Origin of the sequence: Streptomyces odontotermitis (genome assembly GCF_050510915.1) — a bacterium.
In the GTDB taxonomy this organism is placed as follows: domain Bacteria; phylum Actinomycetota; class Actinomycetes; order Streptomycetales; family Streptomycetaceae; genus Streptomyces.
Window position 1 is genome coordinate 410665 of record NZ_JBNJLS010000004.1, and the last position, 25384, is coordinate 436048.

The following is a 25384-nucleotide window of genomic DNA, read 5'->3' on the forward strand; positions in this document are numbered from 1 at the left end:
ATGCCGAAACCGAGAATCAAAGCACTCCCGGACGTGCCCCGTTGGGCCGCGCTCGCCGCCCACGCCGTGCCCCTCGTCGTCCTGCCGTCGAGCCTGTGGCGGGTGGCCCTGGTCGCGGGGGCTCCGGTCGCGCCCGCGGACCAGCTCCCGGACGGCCTGCCGCTCTCGGCCTACATCCTCTCGCTGAGCGTCGTCTCCGAAGCCCTGGCGTTTCTGACACTGGGCCTGGTGCGGGCATGGGGCGAGGTCGTGCCCGGCTGGATCCCGGTGCTCGGCGGGCGCCGGGTGCGGCCGCTCGCGGCGGTGGCACCCGCCGTGTTCGGCGTGACCGCGCTGACGGCACTCGTCGGCTGGTTCTGCTACGCCGCGTACGCGGACCTCGGAGGCGGCGCCCAGGTCACGGACACACCGCTCCAGTCGGCGGTCCTGACGGTCTGCTACGTGCCGCTGATCGCGTGGCCGGTGCTGCTGGCGGCGGTGACGGTCGCCTACTACCGGCGCAGGGTCAGCGCACCGGGGAGAGCACCACTCGACGCCGCTCCCGGTCGACTTCGGTGACGCGGACGGTGACCTCGTCCCCCTCCCGGAGACCGAGCCGGTGCCCGCGGATCAGCCCTTCGATCCCCTCCGCGACCCGGACGAAGACGCCGAAGGGGACCAACTTGGTCACCCGTCCCGGGAGTTCGCGCCCCGGCTCGACCGCGTCGGCGAATGCCCGGAGGGGATCCGGCCGCGTTGCCCGCAGGGAGAGCCTCGCCTCCAGGTTCCAGTCGTCGAACTGGAGGAACTCGCAGCTCACACGCTGTCCGACCTGGACGGCGTCGGACACCGCCTCGATGCGCTGCCACGCCAGCTCGGGGATCGTGATGAACCCGACGCCCGGGTGGGCCGGGTGGTCGGGGCCGTCGTCCAGCGCCACGAAGACGCCGAACCGCTCGATGGCCGTGACCGTGCCGGAGAGGATCTCGCCCTGGCGGAGTGAGGTGAGGAAGGCGCAGAGCTCGGGGTGGTCCTGCTCGGTCAGTCCGCCCCTGCCCCCGCTCGCGCCCATGCCGGACAGCCTAGGGCGTCCCCGTCAAGCCCCCGCCCCGCTCCCGTATCGTCCGGGCCGCCTCCCGGTGGTGACCCGCCGCCTCCGTGTCGCCCGTCGCCTCCGCGAGAGCGGCGAGCGCGTCGAGGACGCGGAGTTCGTCCTGGAGCGAGTGGCGGGCGCGGGCCGCCGCGAGCGATGCCTCGTACAGGGGGAGGGCCTCGTCGTGGTGGCCGAGTGCGCTGAGCACCCGGCCCAGTTCGAAGCCGGTGCGCTTCGTCATGCGCGCGCGGTTCAGGCGGTGGGCCTCCGCGTGGGACCACCTCAACAGCTCGGCGGCGCGGTCGAGTTCGCCGAGTCCTGCCAGCGCCTTGCCCTGCTGGTACGTCTGGAGGAACGCGCCGTACTCGTTGCCGATCTCCACGTGGATGCGGCGCGCGGTCTCGAAGTACGCGGCCGCGTCCGCCCACTGGCCGCGCGCGAAGCGGAGCTGGCCGTGGAAGTCCAGGACCGAGGCGCGCAGCTTCCGGTCCTGCTCGTCCTCGCCGAGCACGGCGTCCGCCGCGCGCAGGGCGGCGTCCAGTTCCGCCGCGGCCGCCTCGTGGTCGCCCTGTTCCCAGAGCGGGCGGGCCAGTTGGCAGCGCAGCCGGATCGCGGCGCGTGCCTGTCCCGCGCGCAGTGCGGCGTCGCGGCCGGTGCGGAACGCGTCGGTCACGTCGAGGTAGTGGGGGTGGTCCACGAAGTGGGTCAGCAGGGGTTCACAGAGCGCCCATGACTCGTCGTCGAGGCCATGGGCGTACGCGGTGCGCACGCACGCGTAGAGCGCGCGGCGTTCACGCTCCAGCCACCGGTAGGCGGCGTCCTTGGCCGTGTCCTTGGCGGCGGCCTGCGCGGCCTCGGCCCCGCCCTCCGTACCGGCGGCTTCCTCGGTTCCGCCCGTCGCCCTCGCGGCGCCGGTGAAGGCGACGTCCGGGGCGCCGGGCACCTCCTCCGCCCGCTCCGCCAGGACGAGCCGCGGCCCGACCGCGAGCGCGTCGGCGCGCTGGGCCTGGCGGAGGTACCAGCGGACGATCCGGCGCCGGGCCTCGTCGGTCTCCCCGCTCCGGCCGCGGCGCCGGGCCTCGTCGGTCTCCGCGTCCCGCCCCTCGCCGCGGGCCCGCCGGGCGCAGCGCACGGCGTGGGCGCGCAGCAGGTCGTGCATGCGCAGGCGCCCGTCCCGGCCGGCCGTCAGGAGACTGCACCGCACCAGCTCGTCGAGGGCGTCCTCCGCGGCGTCCTGGCCCTGGCCGAGCAGCGCCGTGGCCGCGTCGGGCGAGATGTCGGGGCCGGGGCTCGCGGCGAGGAGCCGGTAGAGCAGGGCCGCGGAGGAGCTGAGTCCGTCGTACGTGGCGTCCCATACCGCTTCCACCAGGGGAACCCCCTTCTCCTCGAAACGTCGGGCGAGTTCGGCGATGACCCGGGACATCCGGCGCGTCTCGTGGGAGCGCAGCCACTGCGCGGCGACCTCGAGCGCGGCGGGCAGGCCGCCGCAGACGCGGGCGAGCGCGGTCACCGAGGACGGGTCGGCGGCCAGGCGGGCGTCCGTCACGGTCCGCAGCAGCAGTTCCTCGGCGTCCCGTTCGCCGAGCGGGCCGACGGCGAGTTCCAGGTCGGCCCCGCCCTTGATGCCGTGCAGCCTCTCCTGGCCGAGGGCGAGCACGACGCTGTCGGACGAGGCGGGAAGGAGCGCGTCGACCTCGCTGCCCGTGCGGGCGTTGTCCAGGATGACCAGGACGCGGCGGTCGCCGGTCTGTTCCCAGTACTGCCGCTGCCGCTTGCCGAGGGTCTTCTCCAGGAGGTCGGGGGCGGTGAAGGAGGCGAGGAGCTCCCCGAGGGCCTCGGTGAGGTCGGTGCCGCCGTCGCGCCGGTGGTCGTCGAGGTTCGTGTAGCGCACGAAGTACGTGTCGTCGGCGGCGAGCCTGCGGGCCAGGTGCACGCCGAGCGCGGTCTTGCCGACGCCGTGCACCCCGTGGATCGACACCACCAGGGGCCGTCCGGCGCCCGGGGTCCGCTCCGCGGCGGCCCGCAGCACCCGGGTGCGCTCGGTGGTGCGGTCGGCGAAGTGGCGTACGTCGGGCGGGAGCTGAAGGGTCATCCGGGCGGGGCCTTCGGCAACCGGTCCGCTTTCCCCGTAGTTGTGCACATGCACCCCATGCACGCTGCCCGCCTGGATCGCCGTCCCGATCCGGGCCCCGCCCCCCACACTGTTGTTCACCTGATCGACCACGCGCCAACTCTAGGGGCCCATCGCACACTTGGGCCCGTGATCCGGTCATACCCGGGCCCACCTGCGGCGCGATCATCGCCATGGGGCAGGATGAGCGACCGCGCGGGGCCATGTCCGTTCGTTCCCGGCCCGCGTGAACGTCAACGGAAGAGGACTGAGGACGGATGAACCGAGCCCTCACAGTGCACGATCTGATCGTCGCCGGGATCGCGGTGTTCGCGGGCGTCGCCGCGGGGCTGCTGCTCCGCGCGCTGCTGCGCTGGCTGGGCCGGCACGCCCTGCGGACGCGGTGGAGCGGGGACGACGTGATCGTGGACGCGCTGCGCGCCCTGGTGCCGTGCGCGGCGATCGCCGGGGGCCTGGCCGCGGCGGCCACGGCGCTGCCGCTGACGCCGCAGGTCGGCCGCAACGTGCATGTCACGCTGATCGCGCTGCTCATCCTGGCGTCGACGGTGACGGCGGCACGGATCGTGGCGGGCCTGGTGCGCGGGCTCGCGCAGTCCCGGCAGGGCGTGGCCGGTTCGGCCACCATATTCGTGAACATCACCCGGGTCGTGGTCCTCGCCATCGGCTTCCTGGTGATGCTGCAGACCCTGGGCATCTCCATCGCGCCGCTGCTCACCGCCCTCGGCGTGGGCGGGCTCGCCGTCGCGCTCGCCCTCCAGGACACCCTCGCCAACCTCTTCGCGGGTGTGCACATCCTCGCGTCCAAGACGGTGCAGCCGGGCGACTACATCCGGCTCAGCAGCGGCGAGGAGGGTTACGTCGTCGACATCAACTGGCGCAACACCGTGGTGCGTCAGCTCTCCAACAACCTCGTCATCATCCCCAACACCCAGCTGTCGGGCACCAACATGACGAACTACAGCCGCCCCGAGCAGGAGCTGTCGATCACGGTGCAGGTGGGGGTCAGCTACGACAGCGACCTGGAGCACGTCGAGCGGGTGACCATCGAGGTGGTCGAGGACGTGATGACGGACATCACGGGCGCCGTACCGGACCACGAGGCGGCCGTGCGCTTCCATACGTTCGGGGACTCCCGCATCGGGTTCACGGTGATCCTGGGCGTGGGCGAGTTCAGCGACCAGTACCGGATCAAGCACGAGTTCATCAAGCGGCTGCACCAGCGCTATCGCGCCGAGGGCATCCGGGTGCCCGCACCGGCCCGCACCGTGACGGTCAAGCGCCCCGACGGCGAGGGCGCGGGTGCCGAGGTGAACGAGCTGTCGGGGCTCATCCCGCACCAGTCAACGGTCAAGGAGCGGAACCAGGTAGCGCCGCACGAACGCCCGTGACTGGTCGTCCTCCTCCAGCACGAAGCAGCTGACGGGGTTGAGCAGGAAGGAGACCGTGATCCGGATCATCAGCTCCGCCACCGGCGTCGGATCGCTCTCCGGCCTGCCCTCCGTACGCTGCGCGCGGCGCAGCCGGGTGGCGAGGTACTCCCGCATCGCGAGGAAGGCCGGGCCGCTGTCCACCGTGAGGAAGGGCAGCATGAACTCCGGCTCCAGGCGCATCAGTCCGCCGATCAGCGGGTGGTCGCGCAGATGCCGGTGGAGCACCACGAAGCCCTCCACGAGGCGTTCCTCGATCGTCGGCAGCTCCGCGACGGCCTCGTCGACCTCGGCGACGAAGCGGCGGTACTCGCGCAGCAGGCACTCCTGCACGAGGTGGTCCTTGTTGCCGACGCGGCGGTAGACGGTGACGCGGGAGACCCGGGCCCGCTTCGCCACGTCGTCGACGGTGGAGCGGCGCACGCCGAAGGTGATGAACTGCTCGCGCGCCGCGTCCAGGACCTTCTCGCGGAGCGGATCCGGCTCCGGGGCCTCTGCCGCAGCCCGGGCGATGAGCGCCGCACCTGCCCTGCTGTCCCCCGCCGCGCTGCCACCCGTCGTTCCGGCCACGGTCGCCACCCCTGTCCCCGCTCCTGACGGCGCACTGCCGCACCGCAGTTACAAAGACACTAACTCAACCGCTCTGTATCACTGCCGGGTTCGCCGGGTCCGCCGGGTCCGTCGAGTCAGCTGAGCCCGTCGAGTCCACCGAGCTTGTCCGGGTTCATCTGGATCCTCATCTCCTGGATGCGCCCGTCGACGAGCTCGACGAGGAGCACACCTGCGGGCACGCCGCCCAGTGAGAACACCACGCCCTCCTGGCCGTTGATCCGTGCGGACTCGACCACGAGGTCCTCGTAGCCCGGCTTGGCGAGGACGCCGAGGATCCAGCGCGCCACGTGGCCGGTGCCCTGGACCGGGCGGCGGGCCGCCGTCACCTTGCCGCCGCCGTCGGACCAGGCGGTGACGTCGGGGGCGAGCAGCTCCATCACCGCGTTCAGGTCGCCGCCCGTGCAGGCGGCGAGGAACTTCTCGGTGACTTCCTTGCGGGCACTCTCGTCGGTGTCGTAGCGGGGGCGCCTGGCCCGGACGTGGTCGCGGGCGCGGTGCGCGGTCTGGCGCACCGTGGCCTCGCCGCGGCCGACGGCCTCGGCGATCTCCGCGTACGCGTATCCGAACACCTCGCGCAGCACGAACACCGCGCGCTCCAGCGGGCTCAGGGACTCCAGGACCACCAGCATGGCCAGCGACACGGAGTCGGCGAGCTCCGCGTCCTCCGCGATGTCGGGGCTGGTCAGGAGCGGCTCGGGCAGCCACGGGCCGACGTAGGACTCGCGTTGCGCGCGGGCCGAGGTGAGCCGGTTCAGGCTGAGGTTGGTGACGGTGCGCACCAGGTACGACTTGGGGTGGCGCACCGTCGCGCGGTCGGCGTCGGCCCACTTGAGCCAGGCGTCCTGGAGAATGTCCTCGGCATCGGCGACGCTTCCGAGCATGCGGTAGGCGGTGGCGAACAGCAGCCGCCGGTGCTCGGTGAACGCGTCGTCGGCCGTGTCGCTGGTGCTCTTCGCGTCGATCACGCACGTCAGGCTGTCAGGGGACGTCGGCGCGCGGCAAGCGAGGGGGTTCCTGTGCCGGGTGCGCCGGGTGGCCGGTCTTCGCCGGTGCGCCCAGCGGGCTACTCCCGCGTGGGTAGGCTCGGTTGCCGTACCGACGGCGGGCAGGGACAGGGCAGTGACTGGGGGGCGGGCGCGCGTGGCCGACGACGTTTTCGAGCAGATCCGGAGCTGCACGGTGGACGTGCTCCAGGTCGATCCGGACGCGGTCACCCTGGACGCGGTGTTCACCGAGGATCTCGGGGCGACCAGCCTGACCGTCGTGGAGGTGGTCATGGCCATCGAGGAGACCTTCGGCCTGGACGTGCCCGAGGACGACGTCGAGGCGGTCCGTACGGTGCGGGACGCGTGCGACATGGTGCGCAGGCTGTCGTGAGGAGCGGCCGCCGGGTCGTGGTGACCGGCCGGGGCAGCGTGAGCGCGGCGGGCCTCGGCGCGGACGCCCTGTGGCGCTCGCTGCTGTCTGTGCCGCCCGCGGGCCACCGTCCCGTCGCCCCCTGGGACCCAACGCCCTGGCTCAGCCGCGTGGAGGCCCGGCACACGGACCGCAACGCCCAGTTCGCGGTGGCGGCGGCCGAGTCGGCGCTCGCCGACGCGGGCGGCCTCAAGGAGGTGGCCGGGCCGGAGCGGGCGGCGGTGGTGCTCGGCACGGCGCTGGCGGGCGTGGGCACGATGGAGCAGCAGGTCCTGGTGCGCGAGGCGAAGGGCGACAAGCGGGTCTCGCCGTTCGTCGTCCCCATGATCATGCCGAACGCGGCGGCGGCCGCCGTCTCGCAGCGCCTCGGCTGGCAGGGCCCCTGCGAGACCCTCACCACGGCCTGTGCGTCCGGGACGCACGCGATCGGTTCGGCGGCCCGCATGGTCGCGCACGGCGTGTGCGACCTCGCGCTCGCGGGCGGCACGGAGGCGGCGCTGTGCGGCACGGTGCTCGCGGGCTTCAGGAACATGCGGGCCCTGTCCCCCGGCGGGGTGACCCGCCCCTTCGACGCGGGCCGGGACGGGTTCGCCGTCGCGGAGGGCGCCGCGGTCCTGGTCCTGGAGCCGGAGGAGTCGGCGCGGGCGCGGGGTGCGACGGTGCTCGCGGAGGTCCTCGGATCGGCGAGCACGGCGGACGCCCACGACATCACGGCCCCGCTCCCGGACGGTTCCAGCGCCGCCCGGTGCGTGCGCCTCGCCCTCCAGGACGCCGGGATCCAGCCGTCCGCGGTCGGCCAGATCAACGCGCACGGCACCGGCACGAGCGTGGGCGACCTGGCGGAGGCCCGCGCCCTCGAAGCGGTCTTCGGCGCGTCCGGTCCGCCGGTCACGTCGGCGAAGGGCGCGACGGGCCACGCGTTCGGCGCGAGCGGCGCGCTGGAGGCGGTGGCCTCGGTCCTGTCCTTCACACACGGTCTGCTCCCGCCCACCCAGGGCCTGTTGGCGCCCGACCCGGAGATGAGCCTGGATCTCGTACGGGACGAGGGGCGCCCTTGGGAGCCCGGCCCCGTCGTGTCGACGTCCTTCGGCTTCGGCGGGCACAACGGATGCCTGGTCCTGGGGCCGCCGAGGTGAGCGGGCCGGGCGAGGAGGGTATGGCGGGCGAGGCGGGTGAGGCGGCCTTCCAGTGGCTGGAGGACAGCGCGCGGCGCCGCGAACGGGCGGGTCTGCGCCGCGAGTTGACCCCGCGCGACGCGACCGATCCCGGCGCGGCGGGCCCCGTCGACCTTGCGGGCAACGACTACCTCGGCCTCTGCCGCCACCCCGAGGTGACGGCGGCCGCGGCCGAGGCGGCGCGGGAGTGGGGCGCCGGAGCGGGTGCGGCCCGCCTGGTGACGGGCACGACGCGGCTGCACGAGCAACTGGAGCGTGAACTCGCCGCGTTCTGCGGCACCGAGGCCGCCCTCGTCTTCTCCTCCGGCTACCTCGCCAACGTGGGCGCGCTCACCGCGCTGTGCCGCCCGGGCACCCTGATCGTGGCGGACGCCGCGAACCACGCCTCCCTGATCGACGGCTGCCGGCTGTCCGGGGCGGAGGTCGCCGAGGTCCCGCACGGCGACTGGACGGCCCTGGACAAGGCGCTGGAAACCCGCAGTCGACGCCGCGCGGTGGCGGTGATCGAGTCCGTCTTCTCGGTGGACGGCGATCTCGCGGACCTGCCCGCCGTGCACACCTCGTGCCGCCGCCACGGCGCGGGGCTCCTGGTGGACGAGGCCCACGCCCTGGGGGTGCTCGGCGACCACGGCGAGGGCGCCCTCACGGCGGCCGGACTGGCCTCGGCCCCCGACGCGGTCGCCACGCTGACACTCTCCAAGTCCCTTGGCGCACAAGGGGGTGCGGTGCTCGGCCCGCGCCGGGTGATCGAGCACGTCCTCAACAGCGCGCGCAGCTTCCTGTACGACACGGGTCTGGCCCCGGCGGCGACGGGCGGCGCCCTGGCCGCGCTCCGCCTGCTGTCCCGGGAGCCCTGGCGCCCGGCCCGCCTGCGCGCCGTCGCGGCACACCTCCACGCGGGCCTCGCGGCGGCGGACCTCCCGGTCACCCCGGCCCGTGCCGCCGTCCTCTCGGTCCGAGCGGGCTCGGCAAGGGCGGCGGTCGCCTGGCGGGACGCCTGCCGCGCGCGGGGCATCGACGTCGGCTGCTTCCGCCCGCCTTCGGTCCCCGACCGCCACTCCCGCCTCCGCCTGACCGCCCGCGCGGACCTCACGGACGGTCAGGTGGAGGAGGCGGTGCGGGTGATCGCGGAGACGCGGCCTGCGTGAGCCCGCCCACCTCACGGTCAATCAAGTGGCGGAGGCCCTACAGGTTCCGGCTCTACAGGTTCCGGCTCTACGGGTTCCGGCTCTACGGGTTCCGGCCCCGCGACCGCGTCCTCCACCCCCGTCTGCAGCCAGTCCGCCTGGCTGTCGTCCGCCTCGGCCATCGCGCGGGCGAGGAGGCGCGCGGCGGCCGCCGTCCCCGTCCGCGCCAGCGCCTCCGCCGTCTGCCGCGTCACGGCCGTGTCCTCGCCGTCCAGCAGCAGCCGCAGCAGCACCTCCGCGACCTCCGGAACCTCCGCCTGGGCGGCGAGGCGGCGCCCGGCACGGGCACGTCGCGACCAGGAAGGAGACGTCGCCTCGGTCAGAGCCGTCTCCCAGCCATCCATCACCTCCGGCACAAGCCCACCGTCTCACGCGCCCCTACGACGACCGGATCCGGTCCGAGACGAGGCTCCGACCGGCACACCACCGCCCCGCTCCCCCACTCCTCCGCCCAGTCGAGCACGTGCCACTCCCCCCAGAGCGCCAGGTGAACCCCCGCCCGGGGCTCCACCGGCAGCCCCGACAGATCCAGCTTCCGCAGCCCTCCGAGCCGGGCCTCCCCCGCCTTGACGAACGCCTCCTTGCGGACCCACTGGCGTACGAAGGCCCGTGCGGGGTCGGTGGACGCGTCGACCGCCGCCCTCTCCCGCGGGGTGAGCGCGCGGGCGGCCGCCCGGTGCCAGTGCGTGCCCTGCGGGAGTGGCTCCACGTCCACGCCGATCGGTTCCCACGCCGCCGCTGCGGCCACCCGGCCGGGGCAGTGGGAGAGGGAGAGGTGCAGTGCGGGGGCCCGGGGCAGCAGCGGTTTGCCGTGGGGGCCGCCGCAGTGGGCGCACTGTTGCGTCACCTCCAAGGAGCGCGGCGGTGCGCCGAGGACCGCGGCCGCGCACTCCCGTACGAGAAGGTGCCCGGCCACGAAGTCCCTGCGGTCCGTCGGGCGCAGCCGCTGCGCCCGCGTCCGTTCGGGCGGCGTCAGGCGGGACAGAGAGCGCCGCAAGCCGCCGTGGCGGGTGAGGATTTCTGCCGTGTCAGCCGTACGCGCCAGGGGGCCCCGCCCTCTCACCGCGTCACCGGGAGGCTCGCGGGGGCGCGGAACGAGAGGAGGCCCGTCATGGGGACCTCGTGGGCGGGGCGGGCCAGGCGGAGCGTGGGGAGGCGGGTCGAGACCGTGCGCAGCACCACCTCGGCCTCCATGCGGGCGAGCCGCGCACCGGGACAGCGGTGGCGGCCGACGCCGAAGGCGAGGTGTTCGCGGCCGCCGGGGCGGTGCGGGCAGAGCAGTTCGGGCGCGTCGAAGACGTCCGGGTCGCTGCCCGTCGCGGCCAGCATCAGCAACAGCCCGGCTCCGGCGGGGAGTTCGACCTCGCCCAGGCGGACCGGGCGGGCCGTGACGCGGCGCCACGTCGTGAGCGGGGGCTCGCGGCGGAGCATCTCCTCCGCCCACGCCGCCGCCAGTCCCTTCTCCGTGCCGAGCCGCGGCCACAGCTCGCGGTCCGCGAGGCCGCGCAGCAGCATCGTCGCCAGCATCTGACCCGTCGTGGCCTGACCAGCGATGATCATGAAGTAGCAGACGGCGACGATCTCCTCCCGCCGCAGCGGCGTCCCGTCCGGGTGCCGGTGCGCCGCCAGCCTGCCCAGCATGCCGGGCCGCCCCGGGTCGGCGTGCTCGGCGAGCGTGCCGAGCCAGGAGTAGAACTCGGCGGCCCGGGCGGCGAGTTCGGGGTGGCGGGCGCGGGGCGGCAGGCCCCAGAAGAGGTCCAGCGAGGCATCGTTCCAGCGGGCGAGGACGTCGACGTCCACCGCCACCTCGTCGGCGAGACCGAGGACGTTCAGCATCACCGCGAACGGCAGGTCCCTGGTGAGGGCGGCCACCAGTTCGCAGGTCCCTTCCGCCGCCAGATCCGCCTCCACGCCGTCCAGGTAGCCCTCGGTCAGCCCCTCCACCAGCGGGACGGCGGCGGCCACTTGGGCGCCGCCGAGCATCCCGCTGATGAGCCGCCGCAGGCCCGCGTGCCCGGCCGAGCCGTTGTTGGCGAGGGTCGGCGGCAGGCTGAACCCCACCGATGCCAGTCGGCGCAGCGCCGGTACGGAGAACCGGACCAGCGCGTCGAGGGTGTTGTCGGGGCGGTACGTCTCGGGATCGAGCAGCACCCGGCGCACGTCCTGGTGCCGGCTCACCAGCCACAGACCGGTGCGCTCGTCGCGGTGGACGGGGGCGCTCTCGCGCAGCCGCGCGTAGAGGGGGTAGGGGTCGGCGAGGAACTCCGGTGAGAACAGGTCGACTTGGGCGGCGCTCAGGTAGCCGCCGACCGCCGTGCCGGTGCCGGTGCCTGTGCCAGTGCCGGTGCCCGGCCTCGCGCCCGCGCCCGCGCCCGCCGGGCCGATGCTCATGACGTCCATCTGTTCCACAGTGCCGAGCCCCCCGTAGCGTCGTGATCAGGCGTTGGGCGGCAGTGCCGTCCCCGCGCCGCGCCTGCGCACCGCGACCACGTCGTCCCGGTGCTCGGGCATGGTCACCTCCGCCATGCCCTCCACCACGAACCCGGCGTCCCTGATCATTTCCAGGTCGGCGGCGCCGGGCTGGCCCTCGCTCGTCAGATAGTCCCCGAGGAAGATCGAGTTGGCGATGTGCAGGGCAAGTGGCTGCAGGCCCCGCAGATGGATCTCGCGCCCGCCCGCGAGGCGCACCTCGACGTCGGGGCAGACGAACCGGACCATCGCCAGGATACGCAGACAGTGCTGCGGCGTGAGGGCCCATTCGCTCGCGAGCGGGGTGCCCTTGAACGGCATCAGGAAGTTGACCGGAACCGAGTCGGGGTCGAGCGCGCGCAGCGAGAAGGCCACGTCGACCAGGTCCTCCGGGGACTCGCCCATGCCCGCGATGAGCCCCGAACAGGGCGAGAGACCGGCCGACTTGGCCTGCTCGACGGTCTCCACCCGGTCGGTGTAGGTGTGGGTGCTGCAGATGTCCGCGTAGCGGTCGCCCGCCGTATTCAGATTGTGGTTGTACGCGTCGGCACCCGCGTCGCAGAGCCGCTCGGCCTGCCCCTCGGAGAGCAGCCCGAGGCAGGCGCAGACCTCGACGTCCGGGCTGTCCGCGCGGATCGCGGCGATGGTGTCCGAAACCCGGGCGATGTCGCGGTCGGTGGGGCCGCGCCCGCTCGCCACCAGACAGACCCGCTTGGCGCCCGCGGCGACGCCCGCCGCCGCGGCCCGCGCGGCCTCCTCCGGCCGCAGCCACTTGTACGTGAGGACGTCCGCCTCGGAGCCGAGCCGCTGGGAGCAGTAGGAGCAGTCCTCGGGGCAGAGCCCGCTCTTCAGGTTCACGAGGAAGTTCAGCTTCACCCGGCGGCCGAAGTAGTGGCGCCGCACCCGGGACGCGCCCGCCACGACGTCCATGATGTCGTCGTCGGAGGAGCGCAGGAGGGCCAATGCCTCCTCGCGGGTGGGCGGTTCGCGGCGCAGCGCCTTCTCGGTGAGGGTGTCGACGAGTAGCACGACGGCGGGTTCCTCTCTTGCGCGACAGGGGGTGGAGTCTTACGCGATACGGCGGAGAGGGAGGGGGTGTGCATACGGGATGCCGTACGCCGTCGACGAGTATTCCGGTGACCTCAGACACCGTAAAGGGGGCACATCAGGACAGGGTGGCGCGCGGCCGTGGGATGCAGAGTGGCCGTGGTGTCGGAGTGGTCGTGGTGTCGGAGTGGTCGTGGTGTCGCAGTGGCCGTGGTGTCAGGCGGGCCAGCGTGCCGCGAACTCCGCCGGGTCGAAGTGGCCGCCGAGCGCCGCGCCGAGCCCGGACCCGGCCGCCGCGAGGAAGGCCGCGCGGTCGAGTGCGGCGGCCGCCTCGGGCAGCGCGCCGATGAGCGGGGTCGCGGCCATCTCGGGCAGGTCGGCGAGGTTGCACCGCATCGCCAGGTCCGGCGCGGCGGGCCAGCTGCCGATGACGGCGCCCAGGCAGCGGACGCCCCTGCGGTCCAGGGCCTCGGCGGTGAGCGCGGTGGCGTTGAGGGTGCCGAGGCCCGCGTCGGCGACCACCACGACGGCCGCGCCGAGGTCGGCGGCGAGGTCGGCGAGGGTCCACGCCTTGTCGTCGAAGCGGGCGAGCAGTCCCCCGGCGCCCTCGACCAGCACCAGGTCGTGGGCCGCCTCCAGTTCCCGTACGGCGGCGGTGGCCGCCTCCTGGCGAACCATCGGCAGCCGGGCCCGGCGCGCGGCCGTGTCCGGCGCCAACGGCTCGGGGTAGCGGGCGAGTTCGCGCAGCGTGGCGCCGGGTCCGGCGAGCCGCGCCACCTCGGCCAGATCGCCGTCCTCGCCCGGCCGCACCCCCGTCTGGACGGGCTTCACCACAGCGACGCGGCGGCCCGCGGCGAGGGCGAGTGCGGTGATGGCCGCGGTGGTGACGGTCTTGCCGACGCTCGTACCGGTCCCGGTCACACCCAGCACTGTCATGAACCTCGTGTCTCCGTCTCTCTGCTCGACGACTCAGGGGATGCCGTTCGACGGCTCGGGGGATGCCGTGTCCGGCGGCTTCAGGGATTCCCCTCAACCCGCCTCCGCCGCCGCCGTCAACGCCGATGCGATCCGCGCCACTTCGCCCTCGTCGCACACGAACGGCGGCATCGCGTAGACGAGTTCACGGAACGGCCGGAGCCACACGCCGCGGCGGGCCGCCGCGCTCGTGGCCGCCGCCACGTCCACCGGGTGGTCCAGCTCGACGACCCCGATGGCGCCGAGCACCCGTACGTCGGTGACGCCGGGCAGCTTCGCCGCCGGGGCGAGCCCGGCCCGCAGCCCCGCCGAGACGCGGGCCACGTCCGTGCGCCAGCCCCCGCTCGCCAGCAGGTCGAGCGAGGCTCCGGCGACGGCGCAGGCGAGGGGGTTGCCCATGAACGTCGGGCCGTGGGCGAGGACGGGGAGCTCGCCCTCGGAGATGCCGCGCGCCACCTCCTCCGTGCACAGGGTGGCCGCGAGGGAGAGGTAGCCGCCGGTGAGGGCCTTGCCGACGCACAGCACGTCCGGGCGCACCCCGGCGTGGTCGGCGGCGAACAGCTCGCCGGTCCTGCCGAAGCCGGTGGCGATCTCGTCGAGGACCAGCAACACCCCGTGTTCCTGGGTGAGTTCGCGCAGCATCCGGACGTACGCGGGGTGGTGGAAGCGCATCCCGCCCGCCCCCTGCACCACCGGCTCGACGATGACCGCGGCGAGCTCGCCCGCGTGCCGCTCCAGGAGGTCCGCGAGGTGGTCGCGGTAGCCGGGGTCGAGGGGGGCGTCGAAGCCGTCGGGCGGCGCGGCCGCGAAGAGCTGCTCGGGCAGCACGCCCCGCCACATGCCGTGCATGCCGCCGTCCGGGTCGCACACGGACATCGCGTGCAGGGTGTCGCCGTGGTAGCCGCCGCGCCAGGTCAGCACCCGGTGCCGCTCGGGGCGCCCGCGCGAACGCCAGTACTGCAGACACATCTTGAGCGCCACCTCGACCGAGACCGAGCCGGAGTCGCAGAGGAAGACGTGTTCCAGGCCGTCCGGCACGAGCTCGGTCAGGCGGCGCGCGAGCCGGACGGCGGGCTCGTGGGTGAGTCCGCCGAACATGACGTGGCTGATCCGGCCGAGCTGGTTGCGGACGGCGGCGTCCAGGACGGGGTGGGCGTAGCCGTGGATGGCGGCCCACCAGGAGGACATGCCGTCGACGAGTTCCGTCTGCCCCTCGAAGGGCTCGGCGAGCTCCAGGCGCGCTCCGTGCCCGGAGGCGACGATCAGCGGGGGGCGGGTGCCCGGCATGGGGGCGTACGGGTGCCAGACGTGCCTGCGGTCGAGTGCGAGCAGCTCATCGGGCGTCACGGCGCCCGAGCATAGGCGGGTGGGGCGCACCGGGGAATGCCGCGTCGGGCGGCGCGGGGTCGCGGCGGCGGAGACCGGCCACTCCCCCATCTCCCGCGCCGGACAAGGCGGTTGTCACCTACGGCAGTCGATGAGCACCTTCCCCGTCCGCCCCGCCGCCCCGTCCGCGAGCAGCGCCTCCCGTACGACGCTCAGGGGATACGTCCCCGCCACCGGCGTCGCCGCCGTCCCGTCCAGGACGAGGTCGTACACCTTGTCCAGGGCGGCGGCGACGCGGCCCCGGTCCGCGGTGTGCACCCAGTCGCGGAGCCGGAACAGTACGACGCGGACGTCCGGGCGTTCCGTCCACAGGTCGTGCGGCAGGGGCCGCCCGGACAGGAGCCCGTAGTGGACGAGGGTGCCGCCGGGGCGCAGGGCGCGGCACAGGTCGGCGCCGTCGGGGCCGCCCACCGCGTCGAGGACGGCGTCGGCGCCGCGGCCCGCGGTGAGGTCGCGCAGGGCCGCGCCCGCGGGCCCGTCGGCGGTGCAGACGATCGCCGACGGGTCGACGACACCGTCCAGTTGAGGCAGCGAGCGGGGGTGGCGGACCACGGCGACGGGGCGGGCGCCCGCGCGGGTCAGCAGCCGCAGCAGGGTGCGGCCGATGGCGGAGGCGGCTGCGTTCACGGCGACCACGGCGCCGGGCGCGGGGCGCACCTTCTGACGGATCATCAAGTGGGCGGTGAGCGGGTTGATGTAGGCGGTGGCGGCCTGCGTGTCGTCGAGGCCGGCGCGCACGGGGAAGCACCAGCGGCTCTCGGTCACCTTCACCTCCTGCCAGGCGCCCGCGCTGCCGAGCGGAAGCACCCGCTGCCCCGCCGTGACCTCGGCCACGCCGGGGCCGGTCTCCTCGACGACGCCGACGCCCTCGAAGCCGGGCACGAACGGCAGCGTGGTCCGGGACGCGTACGCGCCTGAAATCGTCACCAGGTCAGAGGGGTTGACGCCGGCGAGCAGCATGCGGACGGCCACCTGTCCGGGTCCGGGCCGCTCGGGCGCGTACCGCTCGGTGGTGACGACGTCGGCGGCGGGACCGAACGTCCTGACGATGGCTCGGAGGCGGTCGGTGGTCATGGGGCGTCCCTCACACGCTGATGACAGCCCGGTGCTTCCTGGGTACCGTGCTGATCACCGGGCGCGGACGTCCGGAGCGTACACGCAGGTCGCGTACGCGGGCGGGACAGGCAGGGTGGGGGCGTCGGTGCAGAGGCGGGTGCCGTTCTCGGACGTGGACATGCACGGGCATGTGCACAACGGGGTGTACTTCTCGTACGTGGAGACCGCGATCAACGAACTGCTGCGGGACGGCGGCCTGATGGCGCGCTTCGACCCGGGCGCGGACTCCCACGGCGTGGTCTACCACGTGCGGAAGGTCGAGTTCCGCTATGACGGTGCGGCCGGGTTCGACGACGTCCTCGACATCGACGCGCGCGTGCGCCGCATCGGCAACAGCAGCCTCACCTTCGGCGCCGAACTCACCCTGGACGAGGGCAAGGTGCCGGTCGCGACGGCCGAGGTCGTGTGGGTCTGCGTGGACAAGGAGAGCGGCCGCCCCCGGCCGCTGCCCGAGCCGACGCGTGCGGCCCTGGCCGTCCTGGGACGGCCCGCGGACGCCCCCGATCAGGAACCGCCCGCGGACCGGGCCGAGTGACCTTGCGCATCCGTCTCGACGACGTGTCCGTGCGCTTCGGTCCGCGCACGGTCCTCGACTCGCTGACCGTGGAGCTGACCGAGCAGCGCATAGGCGTCATCGGCGCGAACGGCTCCGGCAAGTCGACCTTCGCCCGGCTCCTCAACGGCCTGGTGCTGCCCAGCGACGGCACGGTCCACGTCGGGGAGCAGGACACCGCCCGGCACGCCCGCGCCATCCGGCGCCGCGTCGGCTTCGTCTTCCAGAACCCGGACAACCAGATCGTCCTGCCCATCGTCGAGGAGGACATGGCCTTCGGGCTCAAGAACACCGGCGTCCCCCGCAAGGAGATCCCGGGCCGGGTTGTGGCACAGCTGGAGCGGTTCGGCATCGAGGCGCTCGCCCAGCGGCCGAGCCACGCCCTGAGCGGCGGCGAGAAGCAACTCGTCGCGCTGGCCGCGGTGTTGGTGATGGAGCCGGACACCGTCGTCTTCGACGAGCCGACGACCCTGCTCGACCTGCGCAACCGCAATCTGATCCGGGACGCCGTCGCCGCCCTGCCCCAGCAGGCCGTCGTCCTCACCCACGACCTGGACCTGCTCGCCGGGTACGACCGGGTCCTCGTCATCGACGCGGGCCGCATCGTGCACGACAGCAAGCCGGAGACGGCCGTGCCGTGGTACGTGGAGCGGTACTCATGAGGTCGACCCTCTACGTCCCGGGCACGAGCCCGCTGCACCGGACCCCGGCGTCCTGGAAGCTGGGCGCGCTCCTGGTCGTCGGCGTCGGGGTGTTCCTGACGCGCTCGGTCGCGGTGCTCGCGCCGTGCGCCGTCGTCGCGTGCGCGCTGCTGCTGTCCTTACGGGCGCCGCGCGGCGAGGTCGTGCGTCAACTCAAGGGCCCCGTCGTGGTGTTGGTGATCGTCCTGGCCGCCGCCGCGCTCATGGAGTCGGTGCACACGGCGGTCGTGGTGGGCCTGCGCCTGGTCACACTGCTGCTGTGCGCGCTGGCCGTGACGCTGAGCACCCGGACCGAGAACCTGCTCGACGTGGTGGAGCGGGTGCTGCGGCCCCTGGAGCGCACGGGTCTGGTGAACGCGGCGGCGGTGGCGCTCGCGGTGTCCCTCGCGCTGCGGTTCATCCCCGAGGTGTTCCACCAGTTTCAGGACATCCGTGAGGCGCAGGCGGCCCGGGGGCTGCGGAGCAGTCCGGTGGCGGTCGTCGTGCCGCTGGTGATCCGGGTGCTGCGCTCCGCCGACGACATCGCGGCCGCCATCGACGCCCGCTGCTATCCGCCCCCGTCGACCCGGGCCGCCCACCGTGACCGGCGGGGCGGGCCCCGAGGAAAGGCCGCCCGATGACCGTGGCTGAGCGCCGCCGCCCGACCGAGACCCGGGACATCGTCCTGATCGCCCTCTTCTGCGCGATCATCGTCGTGCTGGGCCTGGCGCCGCCGGTCAGCATCGGGGTCGTCCCGGTGCCGATCACGATGCAGACGCTCGGCGTGATGCTGGCCGGTGCGCTGCTCGGACCGGTGCGCGGCGCCCTCGCGTGCGCCCTGATCGTGCTCCTGACCATCATCGGCCTGCCGGTGCTCGCCGGGGGCCGCGGCGGGCTCGGGGTGATCCCGGGGCCGACCGGCGGATATCTGCTCGGCTGGGTGCCGGGCGCGTTCGTGACCGGACTGCTGGTGAAGACGGTGGTGCTGCGGGTGCCCGGCCGACTCCCGCAGCTCGCGGCCTATTTCGGGGCCTGCGTCGTCGGCGGTCTTGTCGTCGTCTATGCGATCGGGGTGCCCTGGACTTCCGTGTCGACCGGGCTCAGCATGAGGAAGGCCGCGGTGGGGGCCGGGTACTTCGCGGTCGGCGACCTGTGCAAGGCGGCCGTCGCCGCGTTCGTGGCCCACGGCGTGCGGCGCTCGTACCCGATCGAACCGAGGTGAACGCGCATGCCGTTGGCACACCGAGTCGCCGAGTCGGCGGCGGGCCCGCGCCAAGACCGTGCGGCGTTCGTCCTGGACGGCCGCGTCCAGACGTACCGCCGGCTCGCCGCCCGCGCGGCGGCGGTGTCCGCCGGGCTGCGCGAGGTGGCCTCGCGCCACCGCTCCTGGCAGCGCCCCGGTGACCGGCTCCTCGCCCTCGGGACCGGCAACCACCCGGCGTTCGCCGAGCTGTTCGTGGGCGCGACGGCGGGGGACGGCGCCTGCGCGGTGCTCGACCCGTCGTGGGGCGCGGAGCAGACCCGCTCGGTGCTCATCCGGCTGCGCCCCGACCTCCTGGTGCTCCCGTCCGGCCGGCCGGACTTACGGAAGGCGGCGGCCGGGCTCGGCATCCACACCCTCGTCGCGGGCGAGGACGGCTCCCCGTCGAGCTCCCCGTCGACGTACGAGACCTGGCTCGCCGGGCACAGGGACGCCGACCCGGCGGCCGAGCTGGTGGCCGGGGACGCGGCCACGCCGTTCCTCGTCGGCTTCACCTCCGGGAGCACGGGGGTGCCCAACGCCTTCTACCGGTCGCGGGGTTCGTGGCGGGTCAGCCTCGCCGAGGGGCACGAGGTGTGGGGCGTGGACGCCGACGCGCACACGTTCGCGCCGGGGCCGCTCGCCCACGGCCTGAGCCTGTACGCGTTCGCGGAGTGCCTGGAGAGCGGCGCCGCCTTCCACGGGCTGAGCTCCTTCGACGCGGATGCGGTGGTCCGCCGCCTCGCCACCGCCGAGCTGCGCCGCCTGGTCCTCGTCCCCACGATGATCATCGCGCTCGGGTCCGCCGCGCGGGCCGCCGGGCAGAAGTTCCCCGGGGTGCGCGCCGTCATCAGCGGTGGCGCGAAGCTCGACCCGCAACTCGTCCCGGCGGTCGCCGAGGTGCTGCCGGAGGCCCACGTCACGGAGTACTACGGCGCCTCCGAACTCGGCTTCGTCACGGTCGGCGCCCCGGGTGCGGAGCCCGCGGCCCGCGACGTCGGCCTGCCCTGGCCCTCCGTGACCCTCCAGATCCGCGACGAGAACGGCGCGTCCGTCGCGCCGGGCAGCCCCGGCCTCGTCCACGTCCGCAGCCCGCTGCGCTGCTCCGGGTATCTGTGGGGCGAGGGCAGCTACCGCACCGACGGCGAGTGGGCGACCGTCGGCGACCTCGGCCGCCTCTCGGAGGACGGCCATCTGCACCTCATCGGGCGCGGCGACATGGTGGTCACGGGCGGCCTGAACGTGTACCCCGCCGAGGTGGAGGCCGCCCTGCTGCGCCTCCCCGGCGTCGACACGGCCATCGTCACCGGCATCCCCGACGACTACCTGGGCACGGCCCTCGTGGCCGCGCTCGGCGGCCCCGGCGCGGACGGTCTCACGGCGGCCCGGATCCGCGAGCTGTGCGGGCCCGCGCTGCCCCGCTACAAGGTGCCCCGCCGCTTCTACGCCGTGTCCGAGTGGCCGCTGACCGGCAGCGGCAAGATAGCCCGCGGCCGCATCGAGGAGTGGATCGCCCATGACGACGCCCGGCTCGCCCCGCTCCCCCCGGGCACCCCGTCCTGAGGTGCTCCGCGCCGGCGGCCTCCCCGACGACCGGCTGCCGGTGGTGATCGCCGCCCGGCGCACCGCGGTGGGCCGGGCGGGCGGCGCGCTGGCGGGTGTGGAGGCGGCCACGCTGGTGTCGACGGCGCTCCGCGCGGCGCTGGCCGATTCGCGGGTGGCGCCGGACCGGGTCTGCGACGTGCTCGTGGGCAACGCGGTCGCGGGCGGCGGCAACCTCGCCCGGCTCGCGGCCCTGGAGGCGGGCCTTCCGGTGTCGGTGCCCGGGGTGACCGTGGACCGGCAGTGCGGCTCGGGCCTGGAGGCGGTCGTGCTGGCCTGCCGACTGGTGGCCGCGGGGGCGGGCGACGTGTATCTGGCGGGCGGCGGCGAGAGCGTCAGCACCGCCCCGTGGCGGGTGCGGCAGCCGTCGCGCCCCGGCGCGCTCCCCGAGTTCTACGGCCGGGCCCGGTTCGCCCCCGAGGAGGTGGGCGACCCCGACATGGGGGTCGCGGCCGAGAACGTCGCGGCGCGGTACGGGATTTCGCGGCGCCGCCAGGACGAGTTCGCCCTGCGCAGCCACCGCCGCGCGGTCGCCGCGCAGCGGGCGGGCCGCTTCACGGCGGAGATCACCCCGGTCCGCACGGCGCGGGGCACGGTCGACGCGGACGAGTGCCCGCGCCCGGACACGTCCCTGTCCGCGCTGTCGGCGCTGCGTCCGCTCTTCGGGCGGGACACCGGCGCGGCGGGGACACCCGGCGCCACCGGTGCGGGCGCGCCCGACACCCGCACCGCAGACGCACCCGGCACCGGCACCCCGCCCGCGCCCGACACCGCGACGGCGGGGGCCGCCCCCGACACCCGGGCCCCGGGGGTGCCCGGCACCACGCCCGGCTCCGCGCCCACACCCGGCACCGTCACCGCCGGGAACTCCTGCCCGCTCAACGACGGCGCCGCCATGGTCGTGGTGACGAGCCGCGCCGTCGCCCGTGAGCTGGGGCACCGGGTCGTGCTCGGGTTCGAGGACGCGGCGAGTGCGGGGGTGGACCCGAACGTCCTCGGCATCGGTCCGATCGCGTCCACCTCCCGGCTGCTGGCCCGGCGCCCGCACCTCGACCTCGTGACGCCCGGTCACGGGCACCGCGAGGGCACCGTGCAGCGCATCGAGTTCAACGAGGCGTTCGCCTCCCAAGTCCTGGCCAGCCTGGACGCGTTGGGCATCACCGTGGACCGGGTCAACCTGGACGGCGGGGCGCTCGCGCTCGGGCACCCCTTCGGGGCGTCCGGGGCGATCCTGGTGACGCGCCTGTTCAGCCAGCTGGTCCGGGAGCCGGACGCGGGTGTGCCGGTGGGCTCCCGGGCCCTCGCGATGCTCGGCATCGCCGGGGGCCTCGGGATCACCGCCCTGTTCACCTCGATGACGACGACCGCACAGCAGTGAGAGCGCTTCGGTGACGGTACGTCAGGCCGCGTACCCCTTGGGCGGGATGAGCGTGGCCAGCTGGTCGAAGGAGAGCCAGTAGATCTGGTTGCCGCCGAACGAGGCGGGGTCGGCGATGAGGACGGTGCCGTTGGCGTCGTCGTAGCCGATGACCGTGAAGTAGTGGTAGATCGTCTCGTTCGGGTAGCCCGGCGGGTGGTTGTTCGGCGGGGCGACGATGTTCGCGACGATCGGGTAGTTGTTGTTGATGTCGAGGACGATGTCGTTCCAGAGCAGGTCCTTCTGGGCCTGCGTGGGCGGGTCGTTCGGCATCTCCTTGGTCTCGTACCAGCCGGTGCCGAGGTTGTTGTTGAGGACGCCGGTGACCTGGCTGATGTGGTCGGTGCCGTTCTCGGTCGTGCCGAGCTGGGCGGCGAGATCGCCCTGGCTGGGTGGCCCGATGCGGGCGGAGAGCGCGATGCGGGTGGCGGCCGGGCCGCACCAGTACCCGGTCTCCTGGACCTGGTAGTCGACCTGGAGCGTGTGCGCGCTCCTGGTCCGCACGGAGTCGACGTGGAAGCGGGTGCCGGGCTTGTTGCGGCCGCTGACGACGGCCGTGCCCGCCTCGGAGCCGTGGCCGAGCACCGAGACGGACGAGGGGTGCGGGGTGGGTTCCGCCGCAGCCGCCGGGGAGACGGCCGGGGCAACGAGGGCGCCGACGGCGGCGACGGCTATCGCTGAGGCGACAAGTCTCTTGCGCATGAAGGCTCCTGACAGGGTGTGAGAGGTGGGACGGAGGCTGCGCGGCTCACGGAACGGGCGGGACCGTCGGGCCTTCCTGGGCGAGCAGGTCGCGCGCGAACCCCTCCCACTGCGCATAGGCGTCCGGGAAGGCCGAGACCTGGACGGCCTGGCACACGTCGCCGGGCGGCATGGTCTCCCAGCCCGCGATCTGGAGGAGACCCGGGTTGTGGCCGAAGTCGGCGACGCCGTAGAAGGACTTGGAGGAAGTGGGGACGTCGGTGATCTGCTCGGGGGTGCCCCAGCCGGCGCTGGGCCGCTGCTGGAAGATGCCGAGCGAGTCATGGTCCACGGGCGTCAGGTAGTTGACGAACTTGGACTCCTGCATCGCCGTCATGAGCGCGATGACCTGCCCCTGCTCGGGGATGCCCGCGCCCTTGCCGACGCCGATGACGGTACGGGCGTTGGCGAGCTCCTCGGGGCCGAGGTCGGCGGCGGTGCGGAAGGTCCGGTGCAGCTCGGCGTCGGGCGCCTTCGCCAGGGCCCGCGCGGTCCGGGCGTCGACCTCGCCGGTGCGGGGCAGCCCGTGCTGTTCCTGGAACCACTTCAGGCCGTGGTGCGGGGCCGGGGCGGCGGCGGTGGCGACGCCGGGTGCGGCGAGGACGCCGCAGGTGACGGCGAGTACGGCCGAGACGGCGGCACTTCGCATACGTATGTGGGGGCGCAACGTTGGTCCTCCGGTCGCGGTGGGGGCACGTCCGTGTGTGACAGCCGCGCCAGCGTCCCGCCATGGCCACGTCAGAACCAAACAGTGAAAGCCCAGGCTTACGCCCGTGCGGTCGGCCTGTACGCCAGGCCCGCTCGCACACCCCGCAAGGTCAGGCCCGCTCCGCACTCCGCAGCAGCGCCCGCCCCTCCGCCGTCGCCACGTGGAAGGACCGGCCCCCCTTGCGCACGGTGGTGACCAGACCCGCCGCCCGCAGCACGTTCACGTGCTGGCTGATGGCCGGGTGCGTGACGTCGAGGAGCCGGGCCAGCTCCACGGTCGAGCAACCGGTGCGCACCGCGCGTAGAACGGCGGCACGGGTCTGCCCGAGCAGCGGTCCGAGAGGCCCCGAACCAGCCGTTCCCGAGCGGCCGTTGGCGCTTGCCGCCGCCCAGTCCGCCGAGTGCCCGATCGGATACACGAGCACCGGCGCGAGCTCCGCGTCCGCGAGCGTGATCGGCGTGGGCCAGCAGAAGAACGACGGCTGCAGCACGATGCCCCGGCCCCCGAGCCACAGCTCCTGCTCGACGGGGTAGGCGGCCTCCAGGACCGGCGGCCGCCAGCGGAACTGGGGCCCGAGCCCGGCGAGCAGCCCGTCCGTCCCGCCGTCGAGGAGGTCGTGCAGACGGATGATGCGGTCGGCGTCGACGTCCGCGCGGATGCGGTGCCAGAAGGGTTCGAGCGCCTCGCGGTGGTACGTGTGCACGGCGCGCCCGAGCAGCCGCAGCACGTCGCTGTCGCCACCCGCCAACGAGCCGGTCCAGCGCGGGAGTTCGCGCACCGACGCCAGCTGGGCCAGATCGGCGCGCAGCCGGCGCCGGGGCGTGCGCACCAGCGTGTCCACGGCCGCCCGCAGGGTGCCGGACTCGCCGCAGGTCGGGGTGAGGAAGTCCGGCGAGTAGCCCCGGGGCGGCAGCAGCGGCGACAGCAGCCGGCAGCTCTCGGAGAGCCGGGGCCGCGCCCATCTTCGCCACTCCCCGAACACCCGGGCCCCGTCCCGGCGTTGGAGCGTCTGGACGCTGTTGGAGATCTCCCAGAGGAAGTCGGGCCCCGGCGCCACCCGCACCCGCGCCAGGTCCTCGGACGTGAAGTGCACCCGCAGCATGGCCCCGCCTCCGTGCCTGCCGTGTGATCCTCAACGGGGCACCAGGCTAGGACATGTTCGCGGCACGGACCTCTAACCGTGGTCGTGCCCGGCCGACTTGTGCCCGCCGGACGAGGACGCACCCGACTCGGCCCCAGCCGACTTGGGCGCGCTCTTCTTGTCCGCCCCGTGCCCGTGCCCCTCGTAGTCCGGGATCGTCCCGTCCGCCTTCTTCACCAGGAACAGCCCGGCCATCCCCATGTCCGAGTGGCTCTGCACATGGCAGTGGTACATCCACGCCCCGGCCCCCACCCCCTCCCCCGCGATCACCTGGAAGCCGAAGGAGTCGCCCGGACCCGTGATCTTGTCGTCCAGGACCTGGCTCGGGTCGTCCGGCCCGGTCAGCAGGCCCGTGCGGTTGTCCGCCCAGCGGTGCCCGTGCAGATGGAACGTGTGGTAGTACTCGCCGTGCGTGATCGACACGAACTCGACCCGATCGCCCACCGTCGCCTCGAAGTCGGGAGCCTCATGGGCGGGCCGGTTGTTGATCGTCATGTCGTTGAAGACGACCGTGAACGTCTTGTCCGGCAGGATGTCGCCCTTGCGGCGCACGATCACCGGCCCGTAGAGCCCTTTGCGCAGGCCGCCCGTGCCGTGCTCGGTGCCCACCACGTGGTCGTGGTAGTGCCAGTAGCCGGCCGTGCCCGGCCGCCAGGTCCCGTCCGGCCGCCGCCCCGGCGCGTGCGTGCGCCAGGTGTAGGTGCGCTTGCCGCCCGGCTCGACGTCGCTCTTGGTCATCTTCGTGCCGTCGCTGCTGATCTCGTAGTCCATGCCGTGGACGTGCAGGCTGACGTTCACGTCCATCGTGTTCTCGAACTCGACGTGCAGCGTGTCGCCCTCGTTCAGCTCGATCAGCGGGCCGGGTATGGACGCCTTGCCCTTCTCGAAGCCGTAGCCCATCTGCCCGTCCGGCAGCTTCTCCGCGTACATCTTGATGTGCCGGACCTCGCCGCCCGCCGGGGCGGTCTTCGGCGGCGCGGCGGCCGTGGCCTGCTCGGGCGCCGACAGCGACAACGATGTCATCCCCGTCGCGGCGGCCGCCCCGCCGAGGACCAGGCGCCGGTTGAAGCTGCGTCTGTTCATGTCGAACTCCCCACTGCCGAACGGAGATTACGAAGATTGCGGAGATTACGGAGATCGCAGAGATTGCGGAGGCTGACGGGGCGCAAGGAGACAACCCCCGGGGCGGCCACACGGTAGCGGGAGGATCTTCGTTTATCCACGTGCTGGACAAAGTTCGTCGAATCCCGGTCATTCCTATTGGCGTTCGCGTAAAAGGCGTCTAGCT

Annotated in this window: 26 protein-coding genes; 11 read left to right on the top strand and 15 right to left on the bottom strand. The window is 73.9% G+C overall.

All coding sequences use genetic code 11. The annotated features are described in order from the left end of the window. A complete protein-coding gene (locus ACQB60_RS15220; protein WP_496926490.1) occupies window positions 1-558 on the top strand; it encodes a hypothetical protein in 558 nt (185 codons plus the stop codon). Here the strand turns inward: ACQB60_RS15220 and ACQB60_RS15225 are convergent. Further along, window positions 506-1051: a S1 RNA-binding domain-containing protein gene (locus ACQB60_RS15225; protein WP_496926491.1), complete on the bottom strand. Its 546-nt coding sequence runs from the start codon at window positions 1049-1051 to the stop codon at window positions 506-508. The two genes, ACQB60_RS15220 and ACQB60_RS15225, sit on opposite strands and share 53 nt — an antisense overlap. A 10-nt stretch (window positions 1052-1061) precedes the next feature. After that, window positions 1062-3296 (bottom strand): hypothetical protein, encoded by a 2235-nt coding sequence (locus tag ACQB60_RS15230; RefSeq protein WP_496926492.1) that lies wholly within the window; start codon window positions 3294-3296, stop codon window positions 1062-1064. Window positions 3297-3460: 164 nt separating this feature from the next. Between ACQB60_RS15230 and ACQB60_RS15235 the strand changes: the two genes are divergently transcribed. Then, window positions 3461-4591, top strand: a complete 1131-nt coding sequence (locus tag ACQB60_RS15235) for a mechanosensitive ion channel family protein (RefSeq protein WP_496926493.1) — start codon at window positions 3461-3463, stop codon at window positions 4589-4591. On the opposite strand, the gene ACQB60_RS15240 is transcribed toward ACQB60_RS15235, so the two are convergent. After that, a complete protein-coding gene (locus tag ACQB60_RS15240; protein ID WP_496926643.1) occupies window positions 4544-5143 on the bottom strand; it encodes a TetR/AcrR family transcriptional regulator in 600 nt (199 codons plus the stop codon). The two genes, ACQB60_RS15235 and ACQB60_RS15240, sit on opposite strands and share 48 nt — an antisense overlap. Before the next feature lie 173 nt (window positions 5144-5316). Next, the gene (locus tag ACQB60_RS15245; RefSeq protein ID WP_496926494.1) at window positions 5317-6207 is read right to left on the bottom strand and encodes an RNA polymerase sigma-70 factor; all 891 of its coding nucleotides are present in this window, start codon (window positions 6205-6207) and stop codon (window positions 5317-5319) included. Window positions 6208-6382: 175 nt separating this feature from the next. Between ACQB60_RS15245 and acpP the strand changes: the two genes are divergently transcribed. From acpP to ACQB60_RS15260, 3 genes are read left to right on the top strand one after another with little or no spacing between them, the layout of a single operon-like run. After that, a complete protein-coding gene (gene acpP / locus ACQB60_RS15250) occupies window positions 6383-6619 on the top strand; it encodes an acyl carrier protein (protein WP_384835404.1) in 237 nt (78 codons plus the stop codon). Next, window positions 6616-7794 (top strand): beta-ketoacyl-[acyl-carrier-protein] synthase family protein, encoded by a 1179-nt coding sequence (locus ACQB60_RS15255; protein ID WP_496926495.1) that lies wholly within the window; start codon window positions 6616-6618, stop codon window positions 7792-7794. The genes acpP and ACQB60_RS15255 overlap by 4 nt, the downstream gene beginning before the upstream one ends. A gap of 20 nt (window positions 7795-7814) precedes the next feature. Then, window positions 7815-8981: an 8-amino-7-oxononanoate synthase gene (locus ACQB60_RS15260; RefSeq protein WP_496926496.1), complete on the top strand. Its 1167-nt coding sequence runs from the start codon at window positions 7815-7817 to the stop codon at window positions 8979-8981. Between the two features lie 17 nt (window positions 8982-8998). Here ACQB60_RS15260 and ACQB60_RS15265 read toward each other — a convergent pair whose 3' ends face one another. The 7 genes from ACQB60_RS15265 to ACQB60_RS15295 all read right to left on the bottom strand — a co-directional run bounded on the left by ACQB60_RS15265 (window position 8999) and on the right by ACQB60_RS15295 (window position 15971). Beyond that, window positions 8999-9364 carry a HEAT repeat domain-containing protein gene (locus ACQB60_RS15265; RefSeq protein ID WP_496926644.1) on the bottom strand — a complete coding sequence of 122 codons (366 nt, stop codon included), beginning with the start codon at window positions 9362-9364 and terminating at the stop codon, window positions 8999-9001. Further along, complete coding sequence (locus ACQB60_RS15270) at window positions 9364-10017, bottom strand: 4'-phosphopantetheinyl transferase family protein (protein WP_496926497.1); 654 nt, start codon at window positions 10015-10017, stop codon at window positions 9364-9366. Before ACQB60_RS15270 ends, ACQB60_RS15265 begins: the two co-directional genes overlap by 1 nt. A 62-nt stretch (window positions 10018-10079) precedes the next feature. Beyond that, window positions 10080-11420, bottom strand: a complete 1341-nt coding sequence (locus ACQB60_RS15275) for a cytochrome P450 (protein ID WP_496926498.1) — start codon at window positions 11418-11420, stop codon at window positions 10080-10082. A gap of 36 nt (window positions 11421-11456) precedes the next feature. Beyond that, entirely contained in the window at window positions 11457-12518 is a 1062-nt protein-coding gene (gene bioB / locus ACQB60_RS15280; RefSeq protein ID WP_496926499.1) for a biotin synthase BioB, read from the bottom strand. A 234-nt stretch (window positions 12519-12752) separates the two neighbouring features. Next, the gene (gene bioD / locus ACQB60_RS15285; protein ID WP_496926500.1) at window positions 12753-13472 is read right to left on the bottom strand and encodes a dethiobiotin synthase; all 720 of its coding nucleotides are present in this window, start codon (window positions 13470-13472) and stop codon (window positions 12753-12755) included. Between the two features lie 93 nt (window positions 13473-13565). Next, the gene (locus ACQB60_RS15290) at window positions 13566-14858 is read right to left on the bottom strand and encodes an adenosylmethionine--8-amino-7-oxononanoate transaminase (RefSeq protein ID WP_496926501.1); all 1293 of its coding nucleotides are present in this window, start codon (window positions 14856-14858) and stop codon (window positions 13566-13568) included. A gap of 114 nt (window positions 14859-14972) precedes the next feature. Next, complete coding sequence (locus ACQB60_RS15295) at window positions 14973-15971, bottom strand: zinc-dependent alcohol dehydrogenase family protein (RefSeq protein WP_496926502.1); 999 nt, start codon at window positions 15969-15971, stop codon at window positions 14973-14975. Between the two features lie 160 nt (window positions 15972-16131). Between ACQB60_RS15295 and ACQB60_RS15300 the strand changes: the two genes are divergently transcribed. The 6 genes from ACQB60_RS15300 to ACQB60_RS15325 are packed head-to-tail and all read left to right on the top strand — an operon-like array spanning window position 16132 to window position 21466. Continuing rightward, on the top strand, window positions 16132-16548 hold the full coding sequence (locus ACQB60_RS15300; protein WP_496926503.1) for an acyl-CoA thioesterase: 417 nt from the start codon (window positions 16132-16134) through the stop codon (window positions 16546-16548). Between the two features lie 2 nt (window positions 16549-16550). Continuing rightward, window positions 16551-17228 (top strand): energy-coupling factor ABC transporter ATP-binding protein, encoded by a 678-nt coding sequence (locus tag ACQB60_RS15305; protein WP_496926645.1) that lies wholly within the window; start codon window positions 16551-16553, stop codon window positions 17226-17228. Next, window positions 17225-17887, top strand: a complete 663-nt coding sequence (locus ACQB60_RS15310; protein ID WP_496926504.1) for an energy-coupling factor transporter transmembrane component T family protein — start codon at window positions 17225-17227, stop codon at window positions 17885-17887. The genes ACQB60_RS15305 and ACQB60_RS15310 overlap by 4 nt, the downstream gene beginning before the upstream one ends. Beyond that, complete coding sequence (locus ACQB60_RS15315) at window positions 17884-18468, top strand: biotin transporter BioY (RefSeq protein WP_496926505.1); 585 nt, start codon at window positions 17884-17886, stop codon at window positions 18466-18468. The genes ACQB60_RS15310 and ACQB60_RS15315 overlap by 4 nt, the downstream gene beginning before the upstream one ends. Window positions 18469-18474: 6 nt before the next feature. Then, the gene (locus ACQB60_RS15320; protein WP_496926506.1) at window positions 18475-20049 is read left to right on the top strand and encodes an AMP-binding protein; all 1575 of its coding nucleotides are present in this window, start codon (window positions 18475-18477) and stop codon (window positions 20047-20049) included. After that, a complete protein-coding gene (locus ACQB60_RS15325; protein ID WP_496926507.1) occupies window positions 20003-21466 on the top strand; it encodes a thiolase family protein in 1464 nt (487 codons plus the stop codon). Before ACQB60_RS15320 ends, ACQB60_RS15325 begins: the two co-directional genes overlap by 47 nt. A gap of 21 nt (window positions 21467-21487) precedes the next feature. Here the strand turns inward: ACQB60_RS15325 and ACQB60_RS15330 are convergent, their stop codons facing one another. From ACQB60_RS15330 to ACQB60_RS15345, 4 genes are all read right to left on the bottom strand, one after another. Then, window positions 21488-22207, bottom strand: coding sequence for a C39 family peptidase (locus ACQB60_RS15330; RefSeq protein WP_496926508.1), 720 nt, complete (start codon window positions 22205-22207; stop codon window positions 21488-21490). A gap of 46 nt (window positions 22208-22253) precedes the next feature. Further along, window positions 22254-22895 (bottom strand): peptidoglycan-binding domain-containing protein, encoded by a 642-nt coding sequence (locus tag ACQB60_RS15335; protein WP_496926509.1) that lies wholly within the window; start codon window positions 22893-22895, stop codon window positions 22254-22256. Between the two features lie 169 nt (window positions 22896-23064). Further along, complete coding sequence (locus tag ACQB60_RS15340; RefSeq protein ID WP_496926510.1) at window positions 23065-24057, bottom strand: ArsR/SmtB family transcription factor; 993 nt, start codon at window positions 24055-24057, stop codon at window positions 23065-23067. Window positions 24058-24129: 72 nt separating this feature from the next. Beyond that, window positions 24130-25179, bottom strand: a complete 1050-nt coding sequence (locus ACQB60_RS15345; protein WP_496926511.1) for a multicopper oxidase domain-containing protein — start codon at window positions 25177-25179, stop codon at window positions 24130-24132. Window positions 25180-25384 lie beyond the last annotated feature (205 nt).